This is a genomic window from Jidongwangia harbinensis, assembly GCF_020216025.1.
GTDB lineage: Bacteria > Actinomycetota > Actinomycetes > Mycobacteriales > Micromonosporaceae > Actinoplanes > Actinoplanes harbinensis.
Genome location: NZ_JAIWNC010000057.1, coordinates 40925 through 65450, shown reverse-complemented (window position 1 = coordinate 65450; position 24526 = coordinate 40925). Strand labels below are relative to the sequence as shown.

The 24526-nt window shown below is 71.5% G+C and carries 21 protein-coding genes, 1 tRNA gene and 1 pseudogene; 10 read left to right on the top strand and 13 right to left on the bottom strand.

What is annotated here, in order from left to right; genetic code table 11:
• Positions 1-2188, bottom strand: a 2188-nt coding sequence (adhE, locus tag LDL48_RS40640; protein WP_225260524.1) for a bifunctional acetaldehyde-CoA/alcohol dehydrogenase, incomplete at its 3' end; no start/stop codon positions are given.
• A gap of 367 nt (positions 2189-2555) precedes the next feature.
• Between adhE and LDL48_RS40635 the strand changes: the two genes are divergently transcribed.
• The 4 genes and pseudogenes from LDL48_RS40635 (at position 2556) to LDL48_RS40620 (ending at position 5754) form a co-directional block, all read left to right on the top strand.
• Positions 2556-3224 carry an arsenate reductase/protein-tyrosine-phosphatase family protein gene (locus LDL48_RS40635; RefSeq protein ID WP_225260523.1) on the top strand — a complete coding sequence of 223 codons (669 nt, stop codon included), beginning with the start codon at positions 2556-2558 and terminating at the stop codon, positions 3222-3224.
• 83 nt (positions 3225-3307) lie between these two features.
• Positions 3308-4025 (top strand): annotated as a pseudogene (locus LDL48_RS40630) (aquaporin); the annotation flags it as partial.
• A gap of 139 nt (positions 4026-4164) precedes the next feature.
• Positions 4165-4578 (top strand): arsenate reductase ArsC, encoded by a 414-nt coding sequence (locus tag LDL48_RS40625; RefSeq protein WP_225260527.1) that lies wholly within the window; start codon positions 4165-4167, stop codon positions 4576-4578.
• A gap of 138 nt (positions 4579-4716) precedes the next feature.
• On the top strand, positions 4717-5754 hold the full coding sequence (locus LDL48_RS40620) for a collagen binding domain-containing protein (RefSeq protein WP_225260521.1): 1038 nt from the start codon (positions 4717-4719) through the stop codon (positions 5752-5754).
• A 59-nt stretch (positions 5755-5813) separates the two neighbouring features.
• Here the strand turns inward: LDL48_RS40620 and LDL48_RS40615 are convergent, their stop codons facing one another.
• From LDL48_RS40615 to LDL48_RS40605, 3 genes are read right to left on the bottom strand one after another with little or no spacing between them, the layout of a single operon-like run.
• Entirely contained in the window at positions 5814-6434 is a 621-nt protein-coding gene (locus LDL48_RS40615; RefSeq protein ID WP_225260520.1) for a response regulator transcription factor, read from the bottom strand.
• Positions 6431-7273, bottom strand: a complete 843-nt coding sequence (locus tag LDL48_RS40610; RefSeq protein ID WP_225260519.1) for a sensor histidine kinase — start codon at positions 7271-7273, stop codon at positions 6431-6433. Before LDL48_RS40610 ends, LDL48_RS40615 begins: the two co-directional genes overlap by 4 nt.
• Positions 7225-7659 carry a hypothetical protein gene (locus LDL48_RS40605; RefSeq protein ID WP_225260518.1) on the bottom strand — a complete coding sequence of 145 codons (435 nt, stop codon included), beginning with the start codon at positions 7657-7659 and terminating at the stop codon, positions 7225-7227. Before LDL48_RS40605 ends, LDL48_RS40610 begins: the two co-directional genes overlap by 49 nt.
• Before the next feature lie 134 nt (positions 7660-7793).
• Between LDL48_RS40605 and LDL48_RS40600 the strand changes: the two genes are divergently transcribed.
• The 3 genes from LDL48_RS40600 to LDL48_RS40590 all read left to right on the top strand — a co-directional run bounded on the left by LDL48_RS40600 (position 7794) and on the right by LDL48_RS40590 (position 10289).
• Positions 7794-9035 (top strand): hypothetical protein, encoded by a 1242-nt coding sequence (locus tag LDL48_RS40600; RefSeq protein WP_225260517.1) that lies wholly within the window; start codon positions 7794-7796, stop codon positions 9033-9035.
• A gap of 31 nt (positions 9036-9066) precedes the next feature.
• Positions 9067-9546, top strand: coding sequence for a calcium-binding protein (locus tag LDL48_RS40595; protein WP_225260516.1), 480 nt, complete (start codon positions 9067-9069; stop codon positions 9544-9546).
• 95 nt (positions 9547-9641) lie between these two features.
• Positions 9642-10289 carry a DUF6518 family protein gene (locus LDL48_RS40590; RefSeq protein WP_225260515.1) on the top strand — a complete coding sequence of 216 codons (648 nt, stop codon included), beginning with the start codon at positions 9642-9644 and terminating at the stop codon, positions 10287-10289.
• A 77-nt stretch (positions 10290-10366) separates the two neighbouring features.
• Here the strand turns inward: LDL48_RS40590 and LDL48_RS40585 are convergent, their stop codons facing one another.
• From LDL48_RS40585 to LDL48_RS40570, 4 genes are all read right to left on the bottom strand, one after another.
• Positions 10367-11707 carry a thaumatin family protein gene (locus LDL48_RS40585; protein ID WP_225260514.1) on the bottom strand — a complete coding sequence of 447 codons (1341 nt, stop codon included), beginning with the start codon at positions 11705-11707 and terminating at the stop codon, positions 10367-10369.
• A gap of 141 nt (positions 11708-11848) precedes the next feature.
• Positions 11849-12340: a nucleoside deaminase gene (locus LDL48_RS40580; protein WP_225260513.1), complete on the bottom strand. Its 492-nt coding sequence runs from the start codon at positions 12338-12340 to the stop codon at positions 11849-11851.
• A gap of 322 nt (positions 12341-12662) precedes the next feature.
• On the bottom strand, positions 12663-13598 hold the full coding sequence (locus LDL48_RS40575; RefSeq protein ID WP_225260512.1) for a helix-turn-helix transcriptional regulator: 936 nt from the start codon (positions 13596-13598) through the stop codon (positions 12663-12665).
• Positions 13599-13776: 178 nt separating this feature from the next.
• Entirely contained in the window at positions 13777-14253 is a 477-nt protein-coding gene (locus LDL48_RS40570) for a MarR family winged helix-turn-helix transcriptional regulator (protein WP_225260511.1), read from the bottom strand.
• A 179-nt stretch (positions 14254-14432) separates the two neighbouring features.
• Here LDL48_RS40570 and LDL48_RS40565 point away from each other — a divergent pair, with 179 nt between their 5' ends.
• Positions 14433-15020, top strand: a complete 588-nt coding sequence (locus tag LDL48_RS40565; RefSeq protein WP_225260510.1) for a hypothetical protein — start codon at positions 14433-14435, stop codon at positions 15018-15020.
• Positions 15021-15154: 134 nt separating this feature from the next.
• Here LDL48_RS40565 and LDL48_RS40560 read toward each other — a convergent pair whose 3' ends face one another.
• Positions 15155-17314, bottom strand: coding sequence for a hypothetical protein (locus LDL48_RS40560; protein ID WP_225260509.1), 2160 nt, complete (start codon positions 17312-17314; stop codon positions 15155-15157).
• A 1-nt stretch (position 17315) separates the two neighbouring features.
• A tRNA-OTHER gene (locus tag LDL48_RS40555) sits at positions 17316-17444 on the bottom strand.
• Positions 17445-17774: 330 nt separating this feature from the next.
• Here LDL48_RS40555 and LDL48_RS40550 point away from each other — a divergent pair.
• Positions 17775-20507: a winged helix-turn-helix domain-containing protein gene (locus LDL48_RS40550; RefSeq protein WP_225260508.1), complete on the top strand. Its 2733-nt coding sequence runs from the start codon at positions 17775-17777 to the stop codon at positions 20505-20507.
• A gap of 51 nt (positions 20508-20558) precedes the next feature.
• Here LDL48_RS40550 and LDL48_RS40545 read toward each other — a convergent pair whose 3' ends face one another.
• From LDL48_RS40545 to LDL48_RS40535, 3 genes are read right to left on the bottom strand one after another with little or no spacing between them, the layout of a single operon-like run.
• Entirely contained in the window at positions 20559-21581 is a 1023-nt protein-coding gene (locus tag LDL48_RS40545; RefSeq protein WP_225260507.1) for a cobalamin B12-binding domain-containing protein, read from the bottom strand.
• Positions 21578-22912, bottom strand: a complete 1335-nt coding sequence (locus LDL48_RS40540) for a PP2C family protein-serine/threonine phosphatase (RefSeq protein WP_225260506.1) — start codon at positions 22910-22912, stop codon at positions 21578-21580. The genes LDL48_RS40545 and LDL48_RS40540 overlap by 4 nt, the downstream gene beginning before the upstream one ends.
• A gap of 15 nt (positions 22913-22927) precedes the next feature.
• On the bottom strand, positions 22928-23704 hold the full coding sequence (locus tag LDL48_RS40535; protein ID WP_225260505.1) for an ATP-binding protein: 777 nt from the start codon (positions 23702-23704) through the stop codon (positions 22928-22930).
• Positions 23705-23852: 148 nt separating this feature from the next.
• Between LDL48_RS40535 and LDL48_RS40530 the strand changes: the two genes are divergently transcribed.
• Complete coding sequence (locus tag LDL48_RS40530) at positions 23853-24464, top strand: YdeI/OmpD-associated family protein (RefSeq protein WP_225260504.1); 612 nt, start codon at positions 23853-23855, stop codon at positions 24462-24464.
• Positions 24465-24526 lie beyond the last annotated feature (62 nt).

Genomic DNA, 24526 nt, shown 5'->3' with positions numbered 1-24526 from the left:
CCATTCCGGCGATCGTGCCGGCGTTGTGCATCTTCTCCCGGGCCTCCGGGTCGTTCGGCCCGTCCGCGACCGCCCGCCCGAGGTAGCCGAAGATCATCCGGATGGCCTGCAGGGCGAGGCCGTCGGTTAAGTCGTTGGCGTACACCGACACGTAGGACTCGACGGCGTGGGTCAGGGCGTCGAATCCACTGTCCGCGGTGATCGCCGGCGGCAGGTCGGTGGCGAGCACCGGGTCGACGATCGCGACGCTGGGCGTGAGGGCGTAGTCCGCCAGGGGGTACTTCTTGCCGGTCGCGCCGTCGGTGATCACCGCGAACGGGGTGACCTCCGCCCCGGTGCCGGAGGTGGTCGGGATGCACACCAGCCGGGCCCGCTCACCCAGGGTGGGGAAGGTGAAGGCGCGCTTGCGTACGTCGAAGAACTTCTCCCGCATGTCGGAGAAGACCACCTCGGGGTGCTCGTAGCGCAGCCACATCACCTTCGCCGCGTCCATCGCCGACCCACCGCCGAGCGCGACGATGGTGTCCGGCCTGAACGAGCGCATCAGTTCCGCGCCGCGGTCGACGGTCGCCAGGCTGGGTTCGGGTTCGACGTCGTCGATGATCTGCAGGGCCACCCGTTCCGGCCGCCGCTGCAGCACGGTGATGATCCGGTCCACGTAGCCGAGCCGGGTCATGGTGTGGTCGGTGACGACGGTGACCCGCTGGACGTCGGGCATGTCGGTCAGGTAACGGATGGAGTTCGGCTCGAAGTAGATCTTCGGTGGCACCTTGAACCACTGGAGGTTGTTGCTGCGCCGGCCGATCCGCTTGATGTTGATCAGGTCGACCGCGGTGACGTTGTCGGACACCGAGTTGTGCCCGTAGCTGCCGCAGCCGAGCGTGAGCGACGGCAGGAAGGCGTTGTACATGTCGCCGATGCCACCCTGGGAGGCCGGCGCGTTCCAGATGATCCGGACCGCCTTGACGTGCCGCCCGTACGCCTCGGCGACCGTCTCGTCCTCGGTGTGGATGACCGCGCTGTGGCCCAGGCCGTTGAACTCCACCATCCGCGCGGCGTAGTCGAACCCCTGCTGCGTCGAGTCGGCCCGCAGCACGGCCAGCACCGGGCACAACTTCTCCCGGGTCAGCGGCTCGGCCGGCCCCACACCGTCCACCTCGGCGAGGATGATCGAGGTTCCCGGCGGCACGGTGAACCCGGCCCGCTCGGCGATCCACTCGGCGCTCTGCCCCACCACCTCCGCGTTGAGCCGGCCCTCGGCGCAGTCCGCGCGGCCCGCCGACGTACCGAAGATGAGGTTTTCGAGCTTCGCCTTGTCCTCCGCGGTGGCCCGGTAGGCGTGCAGCCGGGCGAACTCGTCGAGCGCCGCGGAATAGATCCCGGCGTCGATGACCACGGCCTGCTCGGACGCGCACACCATCCCGTTGTCGAACGACTTGGACAGCACGACGTCATGCACGGCCCGCGCCAGCTTCGCCTTGCGGTGCAGGTACGCCGGCACGTTGCCGGCACCCACGCCCAACGCCGGCTTACCGGCCGAGTACGCCGCGCGCACCATGGCGTTGCCGCCGGTGGCCAGGATGACCGACACGCCGGGATGCCGCATCAGGGCACCGGTGGCCGGCACGGACGGGCTTTCGATCCACTGCACGCAGTGCTCCGGCGCCCCCGCGGCGACCGCCGCGTCACGGACGATCCGCGCCGCCTCCGCGCTGCACCGCTGCGCCGCCGGGTGGAACGCGAAGATCACCGGGTTCCGGGTCTTCAGGGCGAGCAACGCCTTGAAGACGGTGGTGGACGTCGGGTTGGTGACCGGGGTGACCGCACACACCACGCCGACCGGTTCGGCGATCTCGACGATGCCGTTGATCTCGTCCCGGGAGATGACCCCCACGGTCTTGAGCCCGGCCATGTGATGCGGGACGTGCTCACACGCGAAGATGTTCTTCACGGCCTTGTCCTCGAACAGGCCACGGCCGGTCTCCTCGACCGCCAGCCGCGCCAACTCGGTGTGCCGGCTCAACGCGGCCACCGACGCCTTGGCCACGATCGTGTCGATCTGCTCCTGGGTGAACCTGTCGTACGCGGCCAGCGCCTCGAGGCCCTGGTCCACCAGGGCGGCGATCGTGCTGTCGACCTCGTCCAGGGGCTCGACGGGCGTTCCGGTCACGATGGCGGTGTCGGCCATGACAGCATCCTCCAGGTCGGGAACGGACGCGCACCGCCCGCTCACTCCCACTCTTGCGGCCCGGGCCGCGCGGCACCTGACCGCAAGGACCCGAACCGACGGGCCTTTGGTCCCGCGCACCGGGGTGGCCTCACAACGTGGAGAAGGCGTAGCCAGAATGAAGTACGCCGACAGCAGGGTGCCGATCGACGCAATCCAGATGGTGGCCAGGTGCTGCTTCTCCTTGCCGGTGCGCACTCACGAGGTCTGCAGGCCGGCGACGAGCGCGGGCAGGCCGATGGTGATCGGCCGGCCGGACATGGCCATCAGGTGAACGATCGCCCGCCGGCCTTGCCCGCCGGCAGATGGCTCAGTGAAGATTGATTCAATGAATGCTGAGGAGATCACGCTGAGGGAACGGGCGCGGATCCACGCCGCGCTCGGCGACCCGGCACGTCTGGCAATCGTGGACGCGCTCAGCCTCGGCGACGCGTCGCCCGGTGAGGTCGCCCGGGATCTCGGCATGCCGTCCAACCTCGTCGCCCATCACGTCAACGTCCTCGCCGAGGCCGGCCTGTTGGAACGCACCCGGTCCGAGGCCGACCGGCGCCGCACCTACCTGCGACTGCGCCCCGGCACCCTCGCGCTACTCACGCCGCCCCGGCTGCCGGAGGCCGAGCGGGTGGTGTTCGTCTGCACCCACAACTCGGCCCGCTCACAGCTGGCCGCCGCCCTGTGGGCGGATCGCACCCACCGGCCCGCCGCGTCGGCCGGCACCCATCCGGCGCCGCGCGTGCACCCGCGGGCGGTACGGATCGCCCGCCGCCACGGACTGCGGCTGGACCCGACCGGCACCGCGCACATCAGCGACGTGGTCCAGGACGACGATCTGGTCATCGCGGTCTGCGACAGCGCCCACGAAGACCCGGCCTCCACCGTCCGGCCACGGCTGCACTGGTCGGTGCCCGATCCGGTACGCGCCGGCACCGATGCGGCGTTCGAAGCCGCCTACACCGACCTCGCCGGGCGCATCGACCGTCTCGCGGCCCATCCGTGACCACCCCGAACGCCGCGTCCGCCGCTCCCCGACCGGCCCGTCCCCGCCTGACCCGCTCACCATCACGTGGAGAACCCGTACCCATGAACCCTGTTGCGACCTGGCGGCGACTGCTCGCCGAGTTCGTCGGCACCGCCCTGCTGGTCACCGCGGTCGTCGGCTCCGGCGTCATGGCGACCACGCTGTCGCCGGACGACGTCGGCCTGCAACTGCTGCAGAACTCGGTCGCGACCGCGTTCGCGCTCGGTGCCCTGATCCTCACGTTCGGGCCGGTGTCCGGCGCGCACTTCAACCCGGTGGTCTCCGCTGCCGACTGGTTCCTCGGCCGGCGCGACCGGACCGGCCTGACCGCCCGTCAGCTCGGCGGATACGCCGTCGCCCAGACCGCCGGGGCGATCGCCGGGTCGATTCTGGCGAACCTGATGTTCGACCTCGCCGCAATCGACTTCTCCGGCAAGGAACGGGCCGCCGGACATCTGTGGCTGGGTGAGGTCGTCGCCACCGCCGGGCTGATCCTGCTGATCTTCGCCCTGGCCCGGTCCGGCCGGGCCGCGGTCGCACCGGCCGCGGTCGGCGCCTACATCGGCGCCGCCTACTGGTTCACCAGCAGCACCAGCTTCGCCAACCCGGCCGTGACGATCGGCCGCGCGTTCACCGACACCTTCGCCGGGATCGCCCCGGCCTCCGTGCCCGGCTTCGTCGTCGCCCAGATCGTCGGCGTCGCCGTGGGTGTGGGCCTGCTCCTCGCGCTCTACCCGGGCGTGCGGCAGGCGGCCGGCGAGGTGGTCGTCGCCCACCACGACCCCGGTCCCGCCGCACCCACCGGCCGCCGATGAGGACCCGGCCGGCGTTCCGCGGGCTGATCAACCCGGCCCGCACGGCCGGTCGTCACCACCTGCTCGACCTCGACACCCACCGACACCACCAGGAGGCACATCCGATGAGCAAGCCCAGCGTCCTGTTCGTCTGCGTGCACAACGCCGGCCGGTCCCAGATGGCCGCCGGCTGGCTGCGTCACCTCGCCGGCGACACCGTCGAGGTCCGCTCCGCCGGCTCCGCGCCCGGCACGGCCGTCAACCCGGCCGCGGTCGAGGCGATGGCCGAGGTCGGCATCGACCTCACCGACCAGACGCCGAAGAAGCTCGAGTGGGAGACCGCCGAGAGCAGCGACGTCATCATCACCATGGGCTGCGGCGACGCCTGCCCGATCTTCCCCGGCAAACGGTACGAGGACTGGAAGCTCGAAGACCCGGCCGGCAAGGGCGTCGAGTCCGTGCGCCCGATCCGCGACGAGATCCGGACCCGGGTGGAGAAGCTGCTCGCCGATCTCGTGCCCGGGGCCCACGAGGTCTGACCCACGCGGTCGCCGGCACGGTGACCGCGCCGCGTACCCGGCGCCGTGACGCCGCCGACGTTCGGGACCTTCGGCCCTACTGATCACGATCGGCATCGATCGACGCTGATCCGATCGCGCGAAACAGGAAGGCGGAGCATGGCACCGGACCTCAGCATCCCGCGGACGGCGGCGACGGCCGTCCTGTCGCTGGCCGTCAGCGTGACCGCGGTGGCGGGGGCGCTTCCCGCACCGGTGAGCGCCGCCGGGGCGTCGGTGGCCGCCGAACCCGGGCGCATCACCACCGTCGTACGAGACGGCGGCACGGGCGCCGCGGTGGCCGGAGTGACCGTCCACGCGGTCTCCGCGCAGGAGCGTTTCGCCGATCTCTGGGACGCCCGGGCCGCGTCCGATGCCACCGGCACAGTCGTGTTCGAGGGGCTCCTGCCGGGCCGCTACTCGTTCTTCGTGCAGCCCGGCGACCCGGCACACGGCATGCAGTGGCTGGGCGTACGCGGTGGCACCGGTGACCGGGACACCGCCCTGGTCGTGACCGCGCCGGCCGACGGCGTCCGCACCCTCCCCGAGGTGCGGCTGGACCCCGCCGGAGCGATCACCGGCACGCTCACCGAAGCGGTCTCGGGCACACCGGTCACGGCCCAGGTGTCGGTCGCGTCCATGGACCCGTTGTGGCGCGAGACCACCCCGAACGTCGCCGGATCGGGTCGATACACGTTCACCGGGCTGGGGCCGTACCGCTGGAAGCTGTTCTTCTCGCCGGACGGGACGGCCGGGCCGGCCAGCACGGTGGCCGCCCACTGGTCCGGCAACGCCGCCGACCGCCGACGGGCCCACGGCATCCCGGTCGTCGCCGGGCAGACCACCGTCGCCGACCAGTTGTTCCGCACCGGCACGGTGGTCTCCGGCAACGCCGTCGGCGGGACGCCGGACCAGCCGGTGCTGGGCCCGGTGTACGCCTTCCACGCCTCGACCCACGAGATCATGGCCGTCAGCGACGCCCCGGACAGCAACCGGTACGCCGTGCGCCTGCTGCCCGGCCAGCGGGTGAAGCTGTGCATCGCCCGGACCTGGTGCTATCCGGGCGGGGCCGACCTCGACCACGCGGCGGCCATTCCGGTCCCGTCGCGTCCCCTGGTGATCGACTTCCCGGGCCCGGCGCCGAACCGCCCGGAGTGAACGCCGCCTGATCCGCCTCCTGAAGCGGGGCGTCTCCCGCGGACCGGAAGGCGTGCGCCTCACTGTTCCGGGGCGTCGGCGGGTGGAGGTCGGTACTCGTGGACGAGGGTACGGATGTCGTCGACGGGTTCGTCGATGGCGGCCCATTTGGCCCGGGTCCGGACGAGGTAGGAGCGCACGGTCGGGATGGTCACACCCATGCGGCGCGCGGTCGCGGCAAGGGTGCTGCCGGTGCCGTAGAGGTAGAGGGCGCGGGCCTCCTGCGGCGACAGTTCAGGTGGGTCGTCGTTGATGATGCTCATCAACTCGGCGGTGAGGGCCAGGTGTCCCGCGTGCACGCTGCGGATGGCGTCAGCGAGTTTGTCGGCGTCGTCGTCCTTGATGAGGTACCCGCCGGCACCGGCGCGGACGGTGGCACGCACGTGGCGCCGATCCCCGTGCACCGAGAAGACCAGCACCCGGGCACCGCCGCGGCGCAGTACCGCCACGTTGCCGGCCGGCTCGGTGCCGTCCTCGAGGCGCAGGTCGAGCAGGACGACGTCGACGTCGGGCGCGGCGGCGAGGTGCTCGCCCACGGTGGTGGCGGTGTGCACGAGCCGGAGGTCACCGACCCCGGCGAGCAGGGCGCGCAGGCCGGCCGGCACCAGCTTGTCGTTGTCGACGACCGCGACCCGGATCATCCCGGCCACCGCAGGTCGACGCGGGTGCCCTGGCCGGGATGACTGTCCACAGTGGCCGCACCGCCGACCTCGCCCATGCGCGTGGTGATGGACTGCCGGATGCCGTAGCCGGGCGGGGTGAGATCCGGGTCGAAGCCCTTGCCCTGGTCGACCACGGCGACCACCACGATCGGGAGCGGCTGCCGTACGGTCAGGGCGGTCAACCGTACCCGGCTGCTGCCGGCGTGCCGGGCGACGTTCGCCAGCGCCTCACCGGCCGCATGCCGGAACGCCAGTAGGACGTCGGTGGGCAGCGAGTCGGGGAGATTGGCGAAGTGGTACTCCACCCGCAGCCCCAGCGCGGCGCTGTCGTTGCCCTCCTCGATGAGCGCGAGGGACAGGTCGGTCAGGGTGCCGTCGGGGTGATCGGGTGTCGTGCCGCGCAGCACGTTGGCGCTGATCGCGGCCTGACGACGTACCTCCGGATCGGGATGTCCCGCATTCCCCTGGCCGGCGATCGCGGTCAGCAGGCGCAGCGGGCCGTCGTGCAGCGCACGATGCCGGCGTAGATGCTCGTGGAAATGGCGGATCCGCTCCTCGGCCTGGCTGCGCCGTGCGGCGAGGCGCTCCCGGGCGGCGATCACCTGGTCGGTGGCCGCGTCCACCGCGTCGGCCACCGCCCGCAGACGGCGGATGAACAGGCAGCAGCAGGCGGCGGTGACGGCCTGCCATGCGACGATGTTCAGCGTCGACGCCACGTCGACGTACTCGGGTGACGCGAACTGCGCCGTGCCGAACGCCGCCGCCAGCGTCAGGCATCCGGCGGCGGTGGCCCACCACGACGCGGTGGCCAGCGCCACGCGACCGCGGCCGACACCCCGACCGGCTCGAAGTCGGGCACCGCCACCGTGGAGAACGCCTCGTCGTCCAGTGCCCAGGGCAGGGTCGCCACGGCAGCCGCGGTGACCGCGACGTCCCCGGCGAGTACCCGGCGCGGCAGCGCATCGCGCACCACGACGACCGGCAGGAACACCATGCTCCACGCCGCGACCCCGAGGTAGACCACCGTGGCCAGCGGCCGGTTCGTGTACCCGTCGATCCGGGCCAGCGCCACGATACTCAGGACCACCATGGCCAGGCAGCCGAGCCGGGACACCAGGATCACGCCGGTACTGATCGCCCTGATCCGATGGTGCAGGTCGACCGCCCGCGGCAGAGCCACCTCACCGCTCGGCCCAGTGTCCACACCCGCAGCATCGCACGTGGCCGGGGGCCGGTCCATGCCGCATCGGTGCGGCATGGACCGCCCCGGACCCCGGCTCCACACTCGACAACCGAGGCGTCACTCCGAGCGTCGATCCCAGCCGTACGAGGAGAGCCATGAAACGTGCACCGACCGCCGTTCCGCCACCGAACCCGGCCGGCCGGAACGGCGTCCTACGACGCGGCACCATGGCCGCCCTGGCCGCGTTGATCCTGACCGGGGGTGTCGTCGCCGGGGCCGGCCCGGCGTCCGCGGTGACCGAGGCCGCACCGGGCGCGCCCTGTGACAGCTCCGATCTGGGCCGCCGCCAGGGCTGGGCGAACAGCATGGAGATCACGCCTGCCATCACCCACTTCAAGGGCTTCTTCGTGACCGCCGGCTCCACCGGCACCCACGTCGTGCAGATGACCTACCAGCAGCAACTCACCGTGCAGGTAATGAACGACACGTCCGTCTCCACCGGCTTCAACTTCGGTATCCCGTTCCTCACCAAGCTGGAGGTGAGCGCCCGGTTCCAGCTGACCAAGACCACCATGACCACGACCACCGAGCAGCGGACGCTCACCTGGAACTTCACCCAGCCGGGCTACTACGCCGTGTACTCCGGCATGCACAAGGTGTCCGGCCAGATGAGCGCCCTGCAGTGCCACCGCGTACAGAAGGAGGACGGCCGCTGGGTCACCGAGTGGAACCGCCGGGCCACCGGCACCTACACCACCTGGGGGCGCGAACAGGAGGGCGTGGTGCGCTGCGAGGACACCGTACCGGCCAACTCGATCATGCGAACCGCGCAGATCGAGCTGGGATGCGCCGGCCCGGCCGCCCAGCGTGCGGCCCGTGCGGCGCGCGACGCGGACGACGGGAGGCGCGCGACGCCGGCGGCAGTCGGCCCGACGGCCGCGGCGATACCCACCGGGTACGCCTGCGACCCGGGCTACCACTACCTCATCAGCGGCAACGGCATGTACCTGACCCAGGACGACTCGCCCTACATGTTCTGGTGGACCAGCCCGGTCCGTACCTCGTCGCACTGGAGGGTGTGCCACGGGCCGGTCGACGCCACCGGCATGCCACCGTCGGTGCTGATCGGCAGATGGAACGGCGCCTGCGTCGGGGCCGGGGCCGGGGCCACCGCGGTCGAGGGCGCCGCCATCGACTGGAGTTCGTGCGAGGCGGTGCCGCTGCGGCAGAAGCTGTACATCTACCGCGACGTGCCGGGCTCCGACCTGGTGGGAATCCAGCTGGCCTACCGCGGGGGCATGTTCAGCCAGGACGAACTGGTCTCCGGCAGCAGACTTCAGCAGTCCGAAGGCGGGAAGCCGGACGGATCCGGCACCTACCGCCTCGTCCCCGCCTGACACCCCGCAAGCCGCACAACCGGGAGATGCGATGTTCGACAAACTCAGCGCCGCCACGACCCGCTCCGCCTTCTCCGTCGCCACCGTCGTTCTGATGACGGCCGGCGGTCTGCTGACCGGTACACCCGCCCGGGCGGCGGCCTTCACGTGCGCCGGTGAACCGGCCACCATCATCGGGCCACAGCTCGGGAACGTCACCCACGGCACCGAAGGCGACGACGTCATCCTGACGTTCAACGCCCGGGACTACATCAGGGCCGGCGCCGGCAACGACCTCATCTGCTCCGGTCCGGGCAACGACACGATCGACGCCCACGAAGGCGACGACATCATCTACTCCGAGGACGGCAACGACGACATCCGGAGCGGGCCCGGCAGCGACTGGATGTTCGGTGGCAACGGCAACGACCTGTTGCTGGGTCAGGGCAACGACAACAACGCGGCCGACGGCGGACCCGGCACCGACGACTGCTCCTTCGTCCGGATCGCGATCAGCTGCGAGCGGAACTGACGCATCGGCGGCCCGCGGACGGCGGATGCCGGCACGGCCGGAAGTCTGTCCTGCGGTGGATGTCCGGCGGCGGCGCGTTCTGACAAGGTCACGACGTGACGATTGATCGTGAGATCCGGCGGCGCCATCGTGTCCTGACCGTGCTGACCTGCGGCGTACTACTCGGCGTGGTAGACCTCCTGCTCCAGCGCAGCCTGCCGTACCCCTGGGCGAACCTGGCCAATTCCAGCGCGGTCTGGGCCGTCGGCGCGTTCGGCATCGGATGGTGGCTACGCACCGACTGGCGACGCTCCGCCCTCGCCGGGGCCGTGCTGCTGGTCGTCGCCGTGGAGGCGTACTACCTCACGGCTGTCGTCCTGCTGAACGACAATGTGCGGAACCTGTGGTCCCCGACGGCCATGGTGTGGCTGTTTCTGGGGGTGCTCGCCGGTTCCCTGTTCGGGGCGGCCGGCGGCCTGAGCCGATCGGGATCGGACAGGCTGCGAGCGGTCGCCGTGGCCATGCCCGGGGCGGTCCTGTTCGCCGAGGCGGCCATGTTGGTCGACCGCAGTTCGGAACCCGGCCGTGGCGCGCACTACCGAACGGACAGCCTGCAGACCGCCGTGATCGAAGCGGTGCTCGGTGTCACCCTGATCCTGCTCGTCGCCCGGTCCGGCCGGGCCCGCCTGCACGCGTTCGCCGCGGCGGCGGTCCTGGCCGGGGCCGGCTTCGCCGCATACACGATGGCCGGTTACGGCAGCTGATCCACGACCGCCACCTGGGTACGCCGGCCCGACCGACCAGACGTCGTTCGGTCAGGTGCCAGCTGACTCTCGTCGCCTCAGACGCGGTGCCACTTCTGGTTGGCCGTGCCGGCGCACTCCCAGATCTGCAGCACCGCGCCGTTGGCCGGATTCCAGTCCGTGATGTCGAGGCACTTGTTCGCCTGCGGGTTCACCAGGTCGCCGGCGCCGGACAGGACCCACTGCTGGGCCGGGTTGCCGCTGCAGTGGGCGATCTGCACCGGCGCGCCGTTGTCCCGTGATCCCCAGGCCACATCCATGCAGAGATTGCCCCTGGTTCTCAGCGTACCGTCGGCGAAGGTCCACCGTTGGGCGTCCGACTTGGCGCAGTCCCACACCTGCAGCCGCACGCCGTCGGAGAAGTTCGCGCCGGGTACGTCGATGCACTTGCCCTGCCAGTCGCTGACGATCGCGTTGCCCGGCCGCGGCGCCGGATCGGCCGCCCGGGCCCGCTTCCCGGGCGTGCGCACCTGACCCGGTACGGCGACCCGCTCCTGCTGCGGTTCCGGGTTCACCGCCCGCGGCTGCGGCGCCGGCTTCGGATCCACCCGGGCCGGCGGTGCCGGCGGCTGCGTACCGTTGCCGTGGAAGGTGATCGTGAAACCGGAACACTGCTTGCATTGGAACACGGTCTGGTTGTTCGCCACACCGTCGTGCTTGGACCAGCTGTACGCCTTCGGGCACAGCCCGGTGATGGCCCGGCTGTAGTCGGTTTCCGCGTCCCGGTTCGGGTTGACACAGTTCAATGCCTTGCCCGTCTGGTCACGGATCAGGAGGGCATCCGGGCACGCCTGCAGGAACGGCTTGGCGCAGCCGGCCTCGCCGCACTGCTGGGACGCCGGTCGCACCTCCGTGCCGGTCGGCGTGATCGTGATGGGCAGCGACACCGCGTCGACGTAGCTGACGTTGTACCAGGGCGAGCCGTAGGCGTCGGACGCGTCGAAGTTGAACTCGGCCAGGCTGGCCGGCTGTTGCGAGTTGATGACACAGCGGTCCGCGGCGTTGCCGCAGTCGCCGACCGCACAGTGGAACGTGCTGCCGGATTCGCCGGTGCACTGCTGGCGCGCCCAGAACTTGCCGCGCCAGTACCCCGGTCCGGTGTTCTCCGGGATCGAGATGGTCGCGCGCTGCCCGGGTTCGAGCGTCGGCAGGCCGCCGATGGCCGCCGAACCGTCCGCGTTGACGGTGCTGCCGATCCAGATCTTCTCGCCACTGTCGTTGACGAACGTGACCGTGTGGCTCTCCGCCGCACGCGCCGGCGAGTCACCGGTGAAGGCACCCCCGAAGAGGACGACCAACAAACCGGTGACGAGACAGAGCGCCGCCGCCACGATCAGCAGCGGACGGCGCAGGGCAGCGAGGACGGGTGCACCGAGCATGGGGTCATTGTCGAGGCCCGGTGGGTGGCTCCCCACCCGGCCGGACGAAGAGTGCGCGAGCGGACGGGGCATTGTGCCGTCTCGCCCACACCTGTACCCGTCGCGGCCGAATGCCTGGTATCGGGCCCGGCCGGCCGGCTCCTAGGACGGTTTCCGCGACGCCGCGCGTTCGTGGAGCATGCGCATTTCCTGGTCGACCGGCGGAACCGGACCCGTGACCGGGGTGCCGGGGGCGACGACGGCGACCGGCAGGACCGCCACCGGCCCGGCCGCCAGCCCCCATTCGGAACGCCAGCCGGCGAGCTGAGCACTCGACGCGGCGAACACGATCCGGCCGAGGCCGACCCAGGCGTGCGCGGCGGCGCACATCGGGCAGTGCTCGCCGGACGTGTAGACGCTTGCGGCGGCCCGCGCATCGGGCGGCAGGTGCTTCGCCGCCCATTGCGCCAACTCCAGCTCCGGGTGAGCGGTCGGGTCCGCCGAGCTGATCTCCCGGTTGCGGGCCTCCGCGAGCACCGCACCGCCCGCGTCCACCAGCACGGAGCCGAAGGGGTCGTCGCCGGCCTCCACCGCCTCGGCGGCAAGGGCGACACACCGCCGGAGATGCGCCAGATCGCGCGAGGCTGCCGTCATAGTCGGACAGCGTAGCCGTCGCGCGGGAAGGTGGCTCTCCGCATCGGCACGGGCCCCCGCCGACTGACGGCAGCCTCCCGGTGGAACCGGGGTTAGCCGGAGCGCTCGGTTGCCGTGAGCACTCCGGCCAGCAGGTTGGTCTGCCCTCCACAGCGCGAGAGCCGCGCTGGGTAGCGTTCCGGGGTAGGCCGAGTCCATCCCATCGGCCTGCCGGGCTGTCGCAACCTTGCCTGCCGCCACGGTCGCATGCGGATAGGGCTCGCGTGAAGTGGACATCCCCCGATGGAGAAAAAGTCTGATGTTTCTCGTCCGGCGACGGTGGTCAACGCCGCAACGTCTGCGACGGGGACTCGCCGAACGCCTGCCGGTACACGGCCGCGAACCGGCCCACGTGGCCGAATCCCCACCGGTGAGCGACCGCGGCGACCGATTCTCCGTGCGGGTCGCCGTGCAGCAGATCGTCCCTGGCGCGGGTGAGCCGCACCTGGCGCAGGTAGGCCATCGGCGTCATCCCGACGTACTGCCGGAACCCCGCCTGCAGACTGCGCGCGCTGACGCCCACCGTGCCGGCCAGCGTCGTGACGCTGAGCGCCTCCTCGGGGTGCGCCTGCATGATGTCGATCGCGAGCTTGACCGATCGCGGTCGCCACGCTCCGCCCGGGGTCAGCAACTGCTGCCGGTCCGGATGGTCCACGGCACAGAGCAGACCCAGCACCACGGCGTCGTGCAGCCGGACCGCGATCAGCGGATTGTCCAGCAGGGTGGTGCCGCTGACCGCCTCCCGGTGCAGGAAAACGACCAGGCGCGCCCACGAACGCCCCGGCCCCACCGCGGTGTCCATGCCGGCCGCCAGATTGACCTGCTTCGCGGTGGGCCGCTGCAGGTGCGATCGCAACGTGGCTTCCAGGACCGCACTCTCCACCTTCACGCCGAAGGGCTGGGCGCCCTTGCCGTTCCAGTGCATCCGGCCGGGTCCGGACGGCCGGTAGACGGCGGCGGTGTCCCGGCTCACCCGAGTCCGGACGCCTCGATGTTCGACGTCGATGGACCCGTTGGCAGTCAGGGCGATGAAGTACCCGCTCCGTTCCGTGCTGGATGCGGTGACCTCGCCGCGGATGGTCGCCGTGCTGATCGTGACGGCGCCCAGCGTCATCGCGGTGAGCTCGACCGGCAACCGTTGCACGCTGGAGGCCGCCTGCCACCGGTGCGGGTAGAACAGCCGCTGGCTCAGGTCGCGCAACTCCTCGAACCGCCCCACGGAGAATCGGCGCAGTTCACCATGTTGTGGTGGATGATGGTCGAGTGACCCTGGCCCGGACAGTCGTTCGGAGTTCCGCACACTCGCCGGTATACCCCAGAACGGTTACGCCGTCACTAAATGGCCAAGTCGCGTCGATATTCCGACCGGCCGACGGGCGGGGACACCTCCCGGCGGGTCAGAGGCAGGAACCGCGGTCCTCGACGTCGCCGATGATCGCGAAGAGCATCCGCCGGAGGATCTGGACCTCATCGGGATCAAGGCCGGTCAGGGCCGAGGTCTCGACGTTGTCGCAGGCGTCGGCGACCGTCGCGCGCAGGGCCTCGCCGTCCGCGGTGATCACCGGAATGCGCAGGCGGCGGTCCCGCGGGTCGTTGTGCCGTACCACGAGGCCGCTGCGCTCGAGCCGGTCGAGCTGGCTCATCAGGGTGGTCTTGTCCAGTCCCAGGGTCTTGCCGAGCTCGCCCTGGTTGAGACCCGGGCTCTTGTGGAGCGCACTCAGCACGATGTATTCGCGCAGCGTGAGTCCGTGTTTCTCGGCCACCTCACCGGTGGCGGCACGCATGCGCTGGGCCGCACGGTGCAGCAGCCAGGTGATCTCGGAGTCGACGGTGGGGCGCGGGCCGGCGGCCCCGGGCGGTTGCGGGCTCTGCATGCCAGCACGGTACGTCTTCAGCGGGACCTCACGACGTCCGTGGGGTGTCCGCCCGGTCAGGTCGGAGGAGAATGCCCCTCAGCCTCCTTCGCGGGCGGCTCGGGCAGACCGATGGGCCATCCGGCCCGCCGCCGACGCCGCCTGACAGGTTCCTCACAGTCCTCGGCCAGCATGTCGGCATGCGCCCTACACACGTTCGCCACTGGCTCATCGCCGCGCTGTGCGCGACCGGACTGCTCTCCGGCTGCTCGGACGAGCCCTCCTCGTCCGACGCCGGAACGTCCGACCGGGTGGCCACCATCGCCGGCGGGCCGACCGCAAAGCCGTCGCCGTCCCCCGAGACCGGCGCCATGTTGCGCATCGACATGACCGAGGAGGACCGGGACCGCGTCTACGACGCCTATTGGGCATGCCTGGAGTCGCATGGCGTCAAGATGGTGAGCAAGGCGGGGTCCGAGAAGGTGGATATGCCGGACAACGTGCCCGTGCCCAAGGTTCCGGAGCAGGAGAACAAGAAGAACCGCAGCGGGTACGCCGCGTGCAAGGACAAGGAACCGTATCTCGACCCGCTGCTGGACAAGGCCCGCAACCCGAACTACCCCGACCAGACCCGGGCGTGGATGAAGTGCATGAACAACCGGGGCATCGAGGTGAGCGGCAACTGGGACGACGAGTTCTTCTCGTTCGGCAAGCGGGCACCCGGCATCGACAGCAAGAAGTACCTCGAGATCTACCGCGAGTGCGAGATGCAGTCGTACCGGTGGTGATCTCCGGTCGATCGGTGCCCGCCGTGACGGGCCGAGGAGAGCGCGGTTGCTGTACGGCCACTCCCCCGCTCGCGCGGGGGTACCCGATTTGAACGGGATAGAAGGAAGCGCCCGCATGGCCTCGGCCGTCACGGCTACCCGGGGATCAGCTCCCCGAGCCGGTCCAGCGTATAGGCACGCGAACCCTGGGGCAGCCCCTCGGGTGCCTCGATGCCCAGGAAGGTGACCGGCTCGTCCGGCAGCCGGCCGTCCCACCTGGTCACCTCGGTCCGGGCGCGCCAGAGGTCCACCAGGTAGGAGACGGTGAGGTAGCGCCGCTCCAGCAGGGCCCGTACCCGGTCGGCCGTGGTGAAGGTGTTGTCCTCCACCCGGTTGAACGACGGCCAGCCGGAGAGGTACAGGTGCAGCCACACCGCCTGCCACCCGTGCTCGCCCCGGAGGAACACGGCCGGCAGCGCGACCCGCCCCGAGCCGCGCATCTGTGAGCGCGACCGTACGGTCCGCGCGTCGAACGGGGCGCCGCGCTGATCCCGGGTGCGGGTCTGGTAGCCGAACATCGACTCGGCGACCTCGTCGAACGACTCACCGGAGTAGATGTTGACCTGCGGAACGACATAGCGGGCGCCGACCGTCAGCGGCACGTCGATGAACTCGGTCGCGCCGTCCGGCGCCTCGGTGAGGTCGCCGGAGTACGCGGCGCCGTCCTGGCGGTAGTTCGTCCAGGACACCTGGCCGGCGGCGTCGAAGTCGTCGTCGAGCAACAGCACCGAGAGGTCGTAGTCGGTGCGACGGCTCGACTGCCGCCAGTAGGTGAAGAAGCGCAGGAGCTCACCCGGTACCGTCGCCCGCGAGCCTCGCGGCAGGACCCGGAAGCCACCTTCGGCGGCCTTGCCGGACAACGGCAGCGCGACGTCGAGGATCTCCGGGTCCACCAGCAGCGGGAATTCGGGCTGCGGCAGCCGGGTACCGATCTCCGCGTCGAGCAGCGACGACAGCTCGGCCACCAGGTCGGCCGGCAGCGGCGGCCGCCGGTCCGGCCCGACCCACGCGGTGCGCGCACGGCTCGCGTACAAGCGGGCCGATGCGGGCGCCAGCCGGTTGGCGACGTGCTCCCGCAGCGAGCAGAGCACGCGGCCGGACGCCGAGCCCAGCGCCCCGTGGACCGCGGCGACCACGGTGGCCCGCTCCTCCGCCGGTGCCAGCCGCAGGAGCCGGTCCGCGGACCGCAACAGCATGCCCGGCGCGGCCGACAGCACGGACGCGGCCGGACCGACGGCCCCGGCGCGCAGCGCCTCCTCCGCACGGCCGGCCAGGTTCCGTACCCGCCGCTCGCCGCGCGCCACCGCGAACACCTGCTGTGCGTACGGCCATGCGGCGTACTCGTGCGGGTGCAACCGCTCGCCGAGCCGCTTCCACCGCTCCGCGTGACGGGCGACGTCGCCCAGCTTGGCCGGGTTCGCGGCGACGACCTCGTGCAACGCGGCCAGCAGGACGCGCCGCTCCCGGCGCGGGAACGCGCGGAACCGCGTGGCCGCCGCGAGTGAGACGTCGCCGCCGGAGACCTGGCAGGCCAGGCGCAGCACGTCGGTCGTGCTGTCCACCCCGACCAGCGGACGGCCGAGGACGAGCCGGACCCCGTTGAGGACGGCGCGGTTCTCGCGCACCGGGATCTCCGCCGGCTGCGCGCCGTCCATGCAGGCGACCGCGAGTTCGCTGAGGATCGCCAGGTCCGCCTCGCCGTGCGGCGTCGTACTGCCCGCCAGGGCGAGGTAGAGACGCTCCGCCTCCACCTCGGCGGTGTCGCCGAGGCTCAGCAGGGTTACCCGGTCGCCCGCGGCGGCGACCAGATCGTCGTGCGCGGCCAGCAGTTCGTCGTACGTGTGCTGGTAGGTGCCGTACCCCGGCAGGCCGAGCAGGTCGACCCGGCCGGACCCGACCGCGTCCCGCAGTTGCTCCTCGGTGGCCGTGCCGCCGCCGGTGAGCACGGCCGCACGCAGCCGCTCGGTCCAGAACTCCACGGTGTCCGGCACCTCGTCCGGGAAGCCGAGGAAATAGACGTTGTGCTGGACATGGTCGCCGACGAGTTCACGTACCGCGGAGACGACGGTGGCGGCGAGATCCATGGCCGGCTCCGGCGCCAGGGCGCCGACGTGGTCCAGCAGGGCCCGCGACGCCGAGAACCCCGCGTCGAGCAACGCCGCATCCAGCTGCCGGGCGACCGGCGCGCCGTCGCCCGCCGCCCCGGCGCCGGCCGGGACGCGCAGGGTCTTCTGGATGATGAGCTTCTCGTACATGTGGGCCGCCGGGGATTCGAACCCCGAACCCTCCGATCCGTCAGAAGAGAAGGAAGCGCCCCCATGGCCGCGTGGGCGGGGAGCGGACGCGCTGTTCAGTCGGATGCTCTGCCGATTGAGCTAGCGGCCCCGGCGTCGATCATCACACGGCCCGAACCCGCGGTGCCATCGAGTTCCGGACCCGCCCGTGCCGGACCCGCCCGTGCCGGACATCCCGCGGAACGTGCCTGGGCGTTCTCGCGTCAGTGTCGACAAGGGTGACCAGCTGTTGCCAAGCGGTTCCGGTGCGTGGTTCGCTGATGGACGGTGCGGGGGATACAGGCGGCCCCCGGGACGACGGTGGCCGTGGCGCACCGTGCCCGGGACGGAAGCCTGACGGTGTCTTCGTCGTGGCCGTGCAGGCGATGGGATGGGCAGTCCGCTGCGGCGACCGGGTGCGACTCGATGCCGGGGGTGCGGCATGAAGAGCGGTGACAGCGCCAACCGGCCGGAGGCGTCCATGACTCCGGCCGGGCGACCGGGCCACCGCATGACCCGGCAGGTCGTCACGCCGCTGTTCGATCCGTTCCACACCGCGAAGATGTCCCGGCCTCGGACGCTGCGGGCACAGGTCCACCGGCCGAGGCTGAGCGTGCTGCTCGACGCGGCCTTACAGGTCCCGGTCACGCTCGTCTGCGCCGGGGCCGGCTGGGGCAAGACCGTGCTGGTCTCGACGTGGGCGGCGAGCAAGCCGTTTCCCTGCGCGTGGCTCACGGTCGATCGCAGCGGCAACGACGTCCAGTCCTTCTGGTCCTCCGTGATGACCGCGATCCGGCAGATCGACGGCACGGTGCACGGCGATCCGCTCACCGGGCTGACCTCCGTGCCTTCCGACGCCGGCCAACGTGTCCGGGCTTTGGCGCGATGGCTGCGACGGCCGTCCGGGCCGGCGGTCGCGATCATCGACGACTTCCATGAGATCGACGACTCCCAGGTCCTCCGCGAGCTGGGTCAGCTGCTCGACCAGCCGCCGGCGGGGTTCCACGTGATCCTGCTCAGCCGCTCGGATCCCGGTCTGCCCCTGCACCGGTGGCGGCTGACGGGCGCGCTGAGCGAGATCCGGGCCCCGGATCTGGCCTTCACCGCCGACGAGGCCGCCCGGTTGCTGACCCGGCCCCACCTTGATCTGGACAGTGCCGACGTGGCCGCGCTGCTGGAGCGAACCGAGGGATGGCCGGCCGGGTTGCAGATGGCGGCCGCCTTCCTGACCGGTCCGGGCCAGCCGCGGGAGATCGCCGACTTCACCGGCGATGTGCGCTCGGTGGACGAGTACCTGGCGCACGAGGTCCTGGATCGGCAGCCCAGGCGGATCGTGTGGTTCCTGCTGTACACGAGCGTGTGCGAGCACGTCTGCGGCGACCTGGCCGACGCGCTCATCGACGGTAGCGGCGGCCAGCAGATCCTCGAGAAGCTGGAACTGGTCAACGACTTCGTGGTGCGGCTCGGCGCGAAGCCGCACTGGTTCCGGTATCACCACCTGCTCCGGGACGCGCTGCGGCACCACCTCCTGCTCTGGAACCCGCGGATGGTGCCCGAGCTGCACCTGCGGGCGGCGCGCTGGCATGCGGCCCACGGCTCGATCCTCGAGGCACTCGGACACGCGGCCGTGGCCCGGGACTGGGCCTATGTCGGGCGTCTGGTGGTCGCCGAAGCCGCGCCGCTCATCCTCTCGGCGAACCGGGCGGCCCTGGTCAACGTGGTCCGGAGCATTCCGGCGGCCGAGGTGACCTCGACCGCCGAGTTGATGGCGTGCGACGCCCTGCAGCTGTTCGACGCGGGCGACTGGGACGCGTTGTCCGAGCGGCTGGCGCGAGCGCGCCAACTGCTGCCGGACGGCCTGGACCGCGAGCATCGGCCGGTCGAGATCACCCTTGCGGCGCTGGAGATGATGATGTCCCTGGCGCGCGGCCACATGCCGGCGGTCGTCGCTCAGGCCACGCGTCTGCTCGCCAGGCTGGCGCGGATGGAGGTACCCGAGATCCGCGCGGCCGGCCGGTACCGGGTGCTGGCGTTGCACCACAAGGGCGTCGGGCTGCTCTGGCTGGGCCGGACGCGTACCGCGGAGCAGTTCCTGTGGAACGCCTCGACCGCCGCACGCGCGTCGGGCATGGAGCTCGTCGAGATCAGTGCGGTGGGTCATCTCGCCCTGCTGGAGATCATGTTCGGTTCGGTGCAGGAGGCCGTCCGCCTGGCGGGTGAGGTGCGCGACCTCGCCGAGCGCCGGGGGTGGACACACGCACCCCAGTCCGCGGCCGCGCACCTGGCCCTCGCGCAGGCACACATCCTGCGCAGCGAGTTGAGTCCGGCGGACCTTCTCCTCGGGCAGGCTCGGCAGGCCGGTCAGCACGGGCGCGAGACCACGCAGCACCTGATGTGGCTGGGCAGCCGGGCCGTCCTCGCCCTGGCCCGGGACGAGATCGACGACGCCCGGGCGATCCTGTCCGAGGCAGGCCTGTATCACCGGTCCAGGATCCAGGCACCCGTGCTCGAACGGTGGCTGCTGCTCATCGAGTCGCAGGTGGACCTGTCGGCGGGCCGGACCGAGGCGGTCGAGGAACGGTACGCACGACTGACCCGCAAGGCCTCCCTGACCTTCGCCGAGCGGGTCTGCCGGGCCCAGGCCGCCTTCGCGACGCACGATCTGCATCGGGCCGAGCGGCTCCTCGCCGGTCCGCCGGAGCCGCTGCCGGCCACCGTGACCACGGTCGAGGCCCGCCTGTTGGCCGCGCTCATCGCCGATTCCCGGGGACACGGCCTCCGTGCCGTCGACGCACTCGCCGGTGCTCTCGCGCTCGCCGAGCGGGAGGGTCTGCGCCGGCCGTTCGTCAGTGTAGGCGCCGAGCAGGTGGCTCGGCTCGTCGCCCGGCGGAGTCCGGCCACCGAGCGATACGCCGCCTTCGCGGCCGACGTGCGCAAAGACGCGGCAGGGACCGGTGAGGGTACGACCGCGCCGGGCGCCACCGCCGACCTCAGCGCGCGGGAGTTGGAGGTGCTGCGCTACCTCCCGACGATGTTCACCGCTCGCGACATCGCCGGCGAACTCGGTGTGTCGGTCAATACCGTCAAGGCTCATCTCCGATCGATCTACCGCAAGTTGGAGGTGGACCGCCGGCGTGCGGCGGTGGACCGCGCGAGGGAGCGTTCGCTGTTGTGAGCCGCCGCGCCCGGCTCGGCACCGGAATCTGTTCGGTGCTCGAGACCGGTACTACCGGCGGGTCTGCAGCGCCGCTCGGCCTGCGGCCAGCACCCGCGCCGTGCGTGGCCGGTCGTCCAGCGTCTCCTGCAGGTGTTCGAGGACCAGATCGACGGAGGCCGGCGGCACGCGGCGGACCGCCAGCACCTCGGTGAGCCACCCTACAAAGTGGACGAACAACGCCTCGTCGTCGACGTAGACCGCGGTAGCCAGGAAGGCCGCGATATGGCCCAGGTCCTCCACGGTCGCCTCACGTTGCCAGCCGGTGTAGCCGCGCATCGGCCGGAATCGTCGCTCCAGGACGTCCAGGGCACTCTCGACCAGGCCGGGCGTCTGCGTGGTCAGCCGGGCGTACTCCCCGTCGGCCAGGTGGTCGAGCATCGTGCCGGCTGCCCGGCGCGGCGGCCAGTCCGCCAGGACGGCGGCGGCCTCGACGGCGTCCGCGGCCCACGCGTCGGCCCCGAGGCAGTGCGCCCACCGCGCCGTGTCGCCGAATCCCCGGCCGCCACCCAGAACCGGCACACCGGCCTGCCGGGCCGCCAGTATCGATCGGCGGGCGGACGGCAGCCGGACGGACAGCGAGATGCTGAGCAGCACCGCGACCGGTTCATGCTGCTGCAGGTACAGCGCCAGGTGTGCGGCCGGGACACTGGCACCGAGGAAGCTCACCGAATAGCCGCGCAGCCGCAGGGTCTCGGCGAGCAGCCGGGACGGCAGGGTGTGCCACTCGCCGTCCGCGCAGGCGACCACCAGCTTGTCCGGTCGGCGCGCGGGTGGACCGGTTGCGGCGCAGGCGGCGGTCACCCGCTCGCTGATGTAGCTCGCCACGTGTTCGTCGGCCACCGACAGGCGGTTCCGTGCCCACAGCTCACCGATGCTCGCCTGGACCGGCGCGATCAGGCGAAGCAGGACCTCCTCGTGGCTGTCCCCCGTTTCGATGAGACGGTGGACCAGCCGGATGGCGGCCGGCTCGTCGCCGGTCAGGAGATACCCCAGCAGGTTGGAACATGCGGGATGGTCCGTCGTGGTCGTCATGCCGGTCCGCACGATGCCGTGGCGGGCTGCGCCCGCAGGACGAGAAGCGCGATGTCGTCGTGGTCGGCGCCGGTCAGCCAGTCGACGAGGCATTGCTCGATGCGTTCGGCCAGCACGGCGGCCGGCACGCCGGCGTAGTCGGCCAGCAGCGCGGCGAGCCGTTCCTGACCGAACGCCGCGCCGGCCGGGCCGCGGGCCTCGGTCACCCCGTCGGTGTAGATGACGCAGGTCTCGCCCGGGGCGAGCCAGACGACCACCTCGGTGAACTGCCCCGGCAGGTCGGCGCCGAGCATCATGCCGCCGACGTGTACCGCCTCCACCGCGCCGGTCCGCCGGATCACCAGGGGCGGGAGGTGGCCGCCGGCCGCGAGCCGCAGGAGCGCGCCGCCTTCGGGCGCCCTCCGCACCGAGCCCACGACCGCCGTGGTGAACTGGGTCGCCGCCACGCCGCAGGCGTCGAAGGACGCTTCGTTGAGCACGGCGAGGATGTCCAAGGGCTGGCCGGTGATCCGGCGCAGGACTCCCAGCGAAAGCCGCAGCCGGCCGCCGGCCATCGCCGCGTCGACCCCCTTGCCGCAGACGTCGCCGACGGCGCAGAGGGCACCGCCGTCGGGCATCGGCTCGACGTGCACGATGTCGCCGCTGATCTGCATCGCCTCACGGGCCGGCCGGTACACCATCGCCATGTCGAGGCCGGCGACGGACGGCAACGGGGTCGGCCGCAGCGCAGCGCGCAGGGTGTCGGCGACCTGGGCCTGATCCCGGTAGAGCCGGGCCGCCGTCACGGCGCGGCTGACCGGCTCGGCGTACCGGGCGGCAAGGGAGTGATCGGCGGCGTCGAAGACCGGGCGATCCGCTTCCCGGAACAGCAGCAGCACGCCCGGGAAGAGGTGATCGGTCAGCAGCCGGACGGCCACCCCGTGCCCGTCGCGTTTCGTGCCGTCGGGCATCACCCACGGTCCGGAGTCCACCGGCCGTACCCAGGGCCCCTCCGCGTCAGCGAGCGCGGTTCGGATCCAGTCCGGCAGGTCGGCCGGCGCCGTGTCCGCCCATCGGACTGGTATCCGGTCCGGGTCGTCCACCGCCGTGCCGCCGTCCGTCATCCACCATTGCGCCTGACCCGGCCCGGTGGTCAGGATCAGCGCCACCGCATCGGCGAGTACGGGAACCGGCAGCCAGACCGCCGCATGGGCATTGCGTTGCAAGCTGAGCGACTGTCCGAGCATCCGGTACGCGGCCAGCAGGAAGTCCGGCGCGGCCGGCGGTGTCTCGGCGTCGCCGGCGACGTCCGGATCGCCCGTACGGTATCGGGTGACGGGAGCGGAATTCATGGCGTGCGTCCTGTTCTACTCGACGCGCGGCGGCAAGGCGTACGTCAGCACCACGGTCGTGCCGGCGGGCCCGGTGTCGATGCTCACCTGCTCGCACAGGTGACGGGCCAGCCACAGGCCGGACGAGCCGACCCGGCCGGGGCGTGGACGAGGACGCTCGGTCCGGTGCCGACGCGGGATGCCGGGACCGTGGTCGGTGATCCGGAGGACCATCCGGTCCCCCCGGTGCTCGGCCCTGATCGAGCCTCGCCCGCCGCCGTGGTTGACCGCGTTGGCCATGATCTCGGTGGCGGCGAGCAGCAGTCGGTAGCGGTCGAACCCGGACAAGCCGCAGCTCGTTGCGTAGCTGGACAGGCGGCCCCGGATCGCGCCGACGCACTGCCGGTCGAACGGTTCGTCCAGGATGGTAACGGTGGTCCCGGCCGGATCAGACGTGGACCCGGCCACGACGGAAGCCGACCTGTCGCCGCCGTCGAGCGGCCGCAGGCCGAACAGCGCGGTCAGGCCGACCAGGTGCAGATGCTGCAGAATCTCCGGGCTCGCTCCCCGCACGCGGAAGTCGACACCGGACCGGTGCGCCAACCGGCGGGTGAGGATGAGCAGCGCGACCCCCGAGGAGTCCAGCGCCGTGACCTCCGTCAGATCGACCTGCACCTCCCTACAGGGCACGGCCTTCATGGTCCGCTCCACCTGCGACAACACGTCGGCCTGTCGCACCATCAGCACCGTTCCGGCCAGCACGACACGCACCGTGTCACCGGAAACGATGTCGACCTGCGCTGCACGGTCCATGCCGACCGCCTCCTTCAGCAAACCGCAAGGCGCCACGGTTGCACGGCGGGATGCGGCCCGACGGACACCGTGTACGACATCCGCAGGGCCGGCCGACCTCCACCCGGTTCGACGACTCCGTATCTGATCACTCGGCTAGCCTGCGGTGGTGGCAGGAACCGAACTGGACGAGTTGATCGTGGCCGACGGCGTGGCGCTGCGCGCGTGGCTGCTGGAGAACCACACCACTTCTCCTGGCGTGTGGCTCGCTCTGACCAGGAAGGGCGGCTCGGTCACCACGCTGACCTGGCAGCAGGCGGTGGACGAGGTCCTGTGCTTCGGCTGGATCGACGGGCAGGCCCGCAAGCGCGACGACGAGAGTTCCTGGCGGCGGTTCACCCCGCGCCGGCCGCGCAGCGTCTGGTCCCAGCGCAATGTCGCCAACGTGGCCCGGCTGGAGGCGGCCGGCCTGATGCTGCCCGCCGGTCGCGCCGCGGTCGACGCCGCGAAGGCCGACGGGCGGTGGTCGGCCGCCTATGCGCCGTCGTCGGAGGCGGAGGTGCCGGCCGACCTGAGCGCCGCGATCGCCGCCGACCCGGCGGCGCAGGCGATGTTCGACGTGCTCACCAGGTCGAACCGCTTCTCCCTCATCGGCCGGGTCAATGCCGTCAAACGGGCCGAGACGCGCAGCCGGAAGATCGCCGAGTTCGTGGCGATGCTGGCCCGGCACGAGACGATCCACCCACAGCGGGCCAGGCCGGCGGACCCGCCGGCGTCCTGACGGGCCGCCTGCCGGAACGGACCGCCTTCGCGCTCTCGGTGCGTCATCATCCACGGACCGGA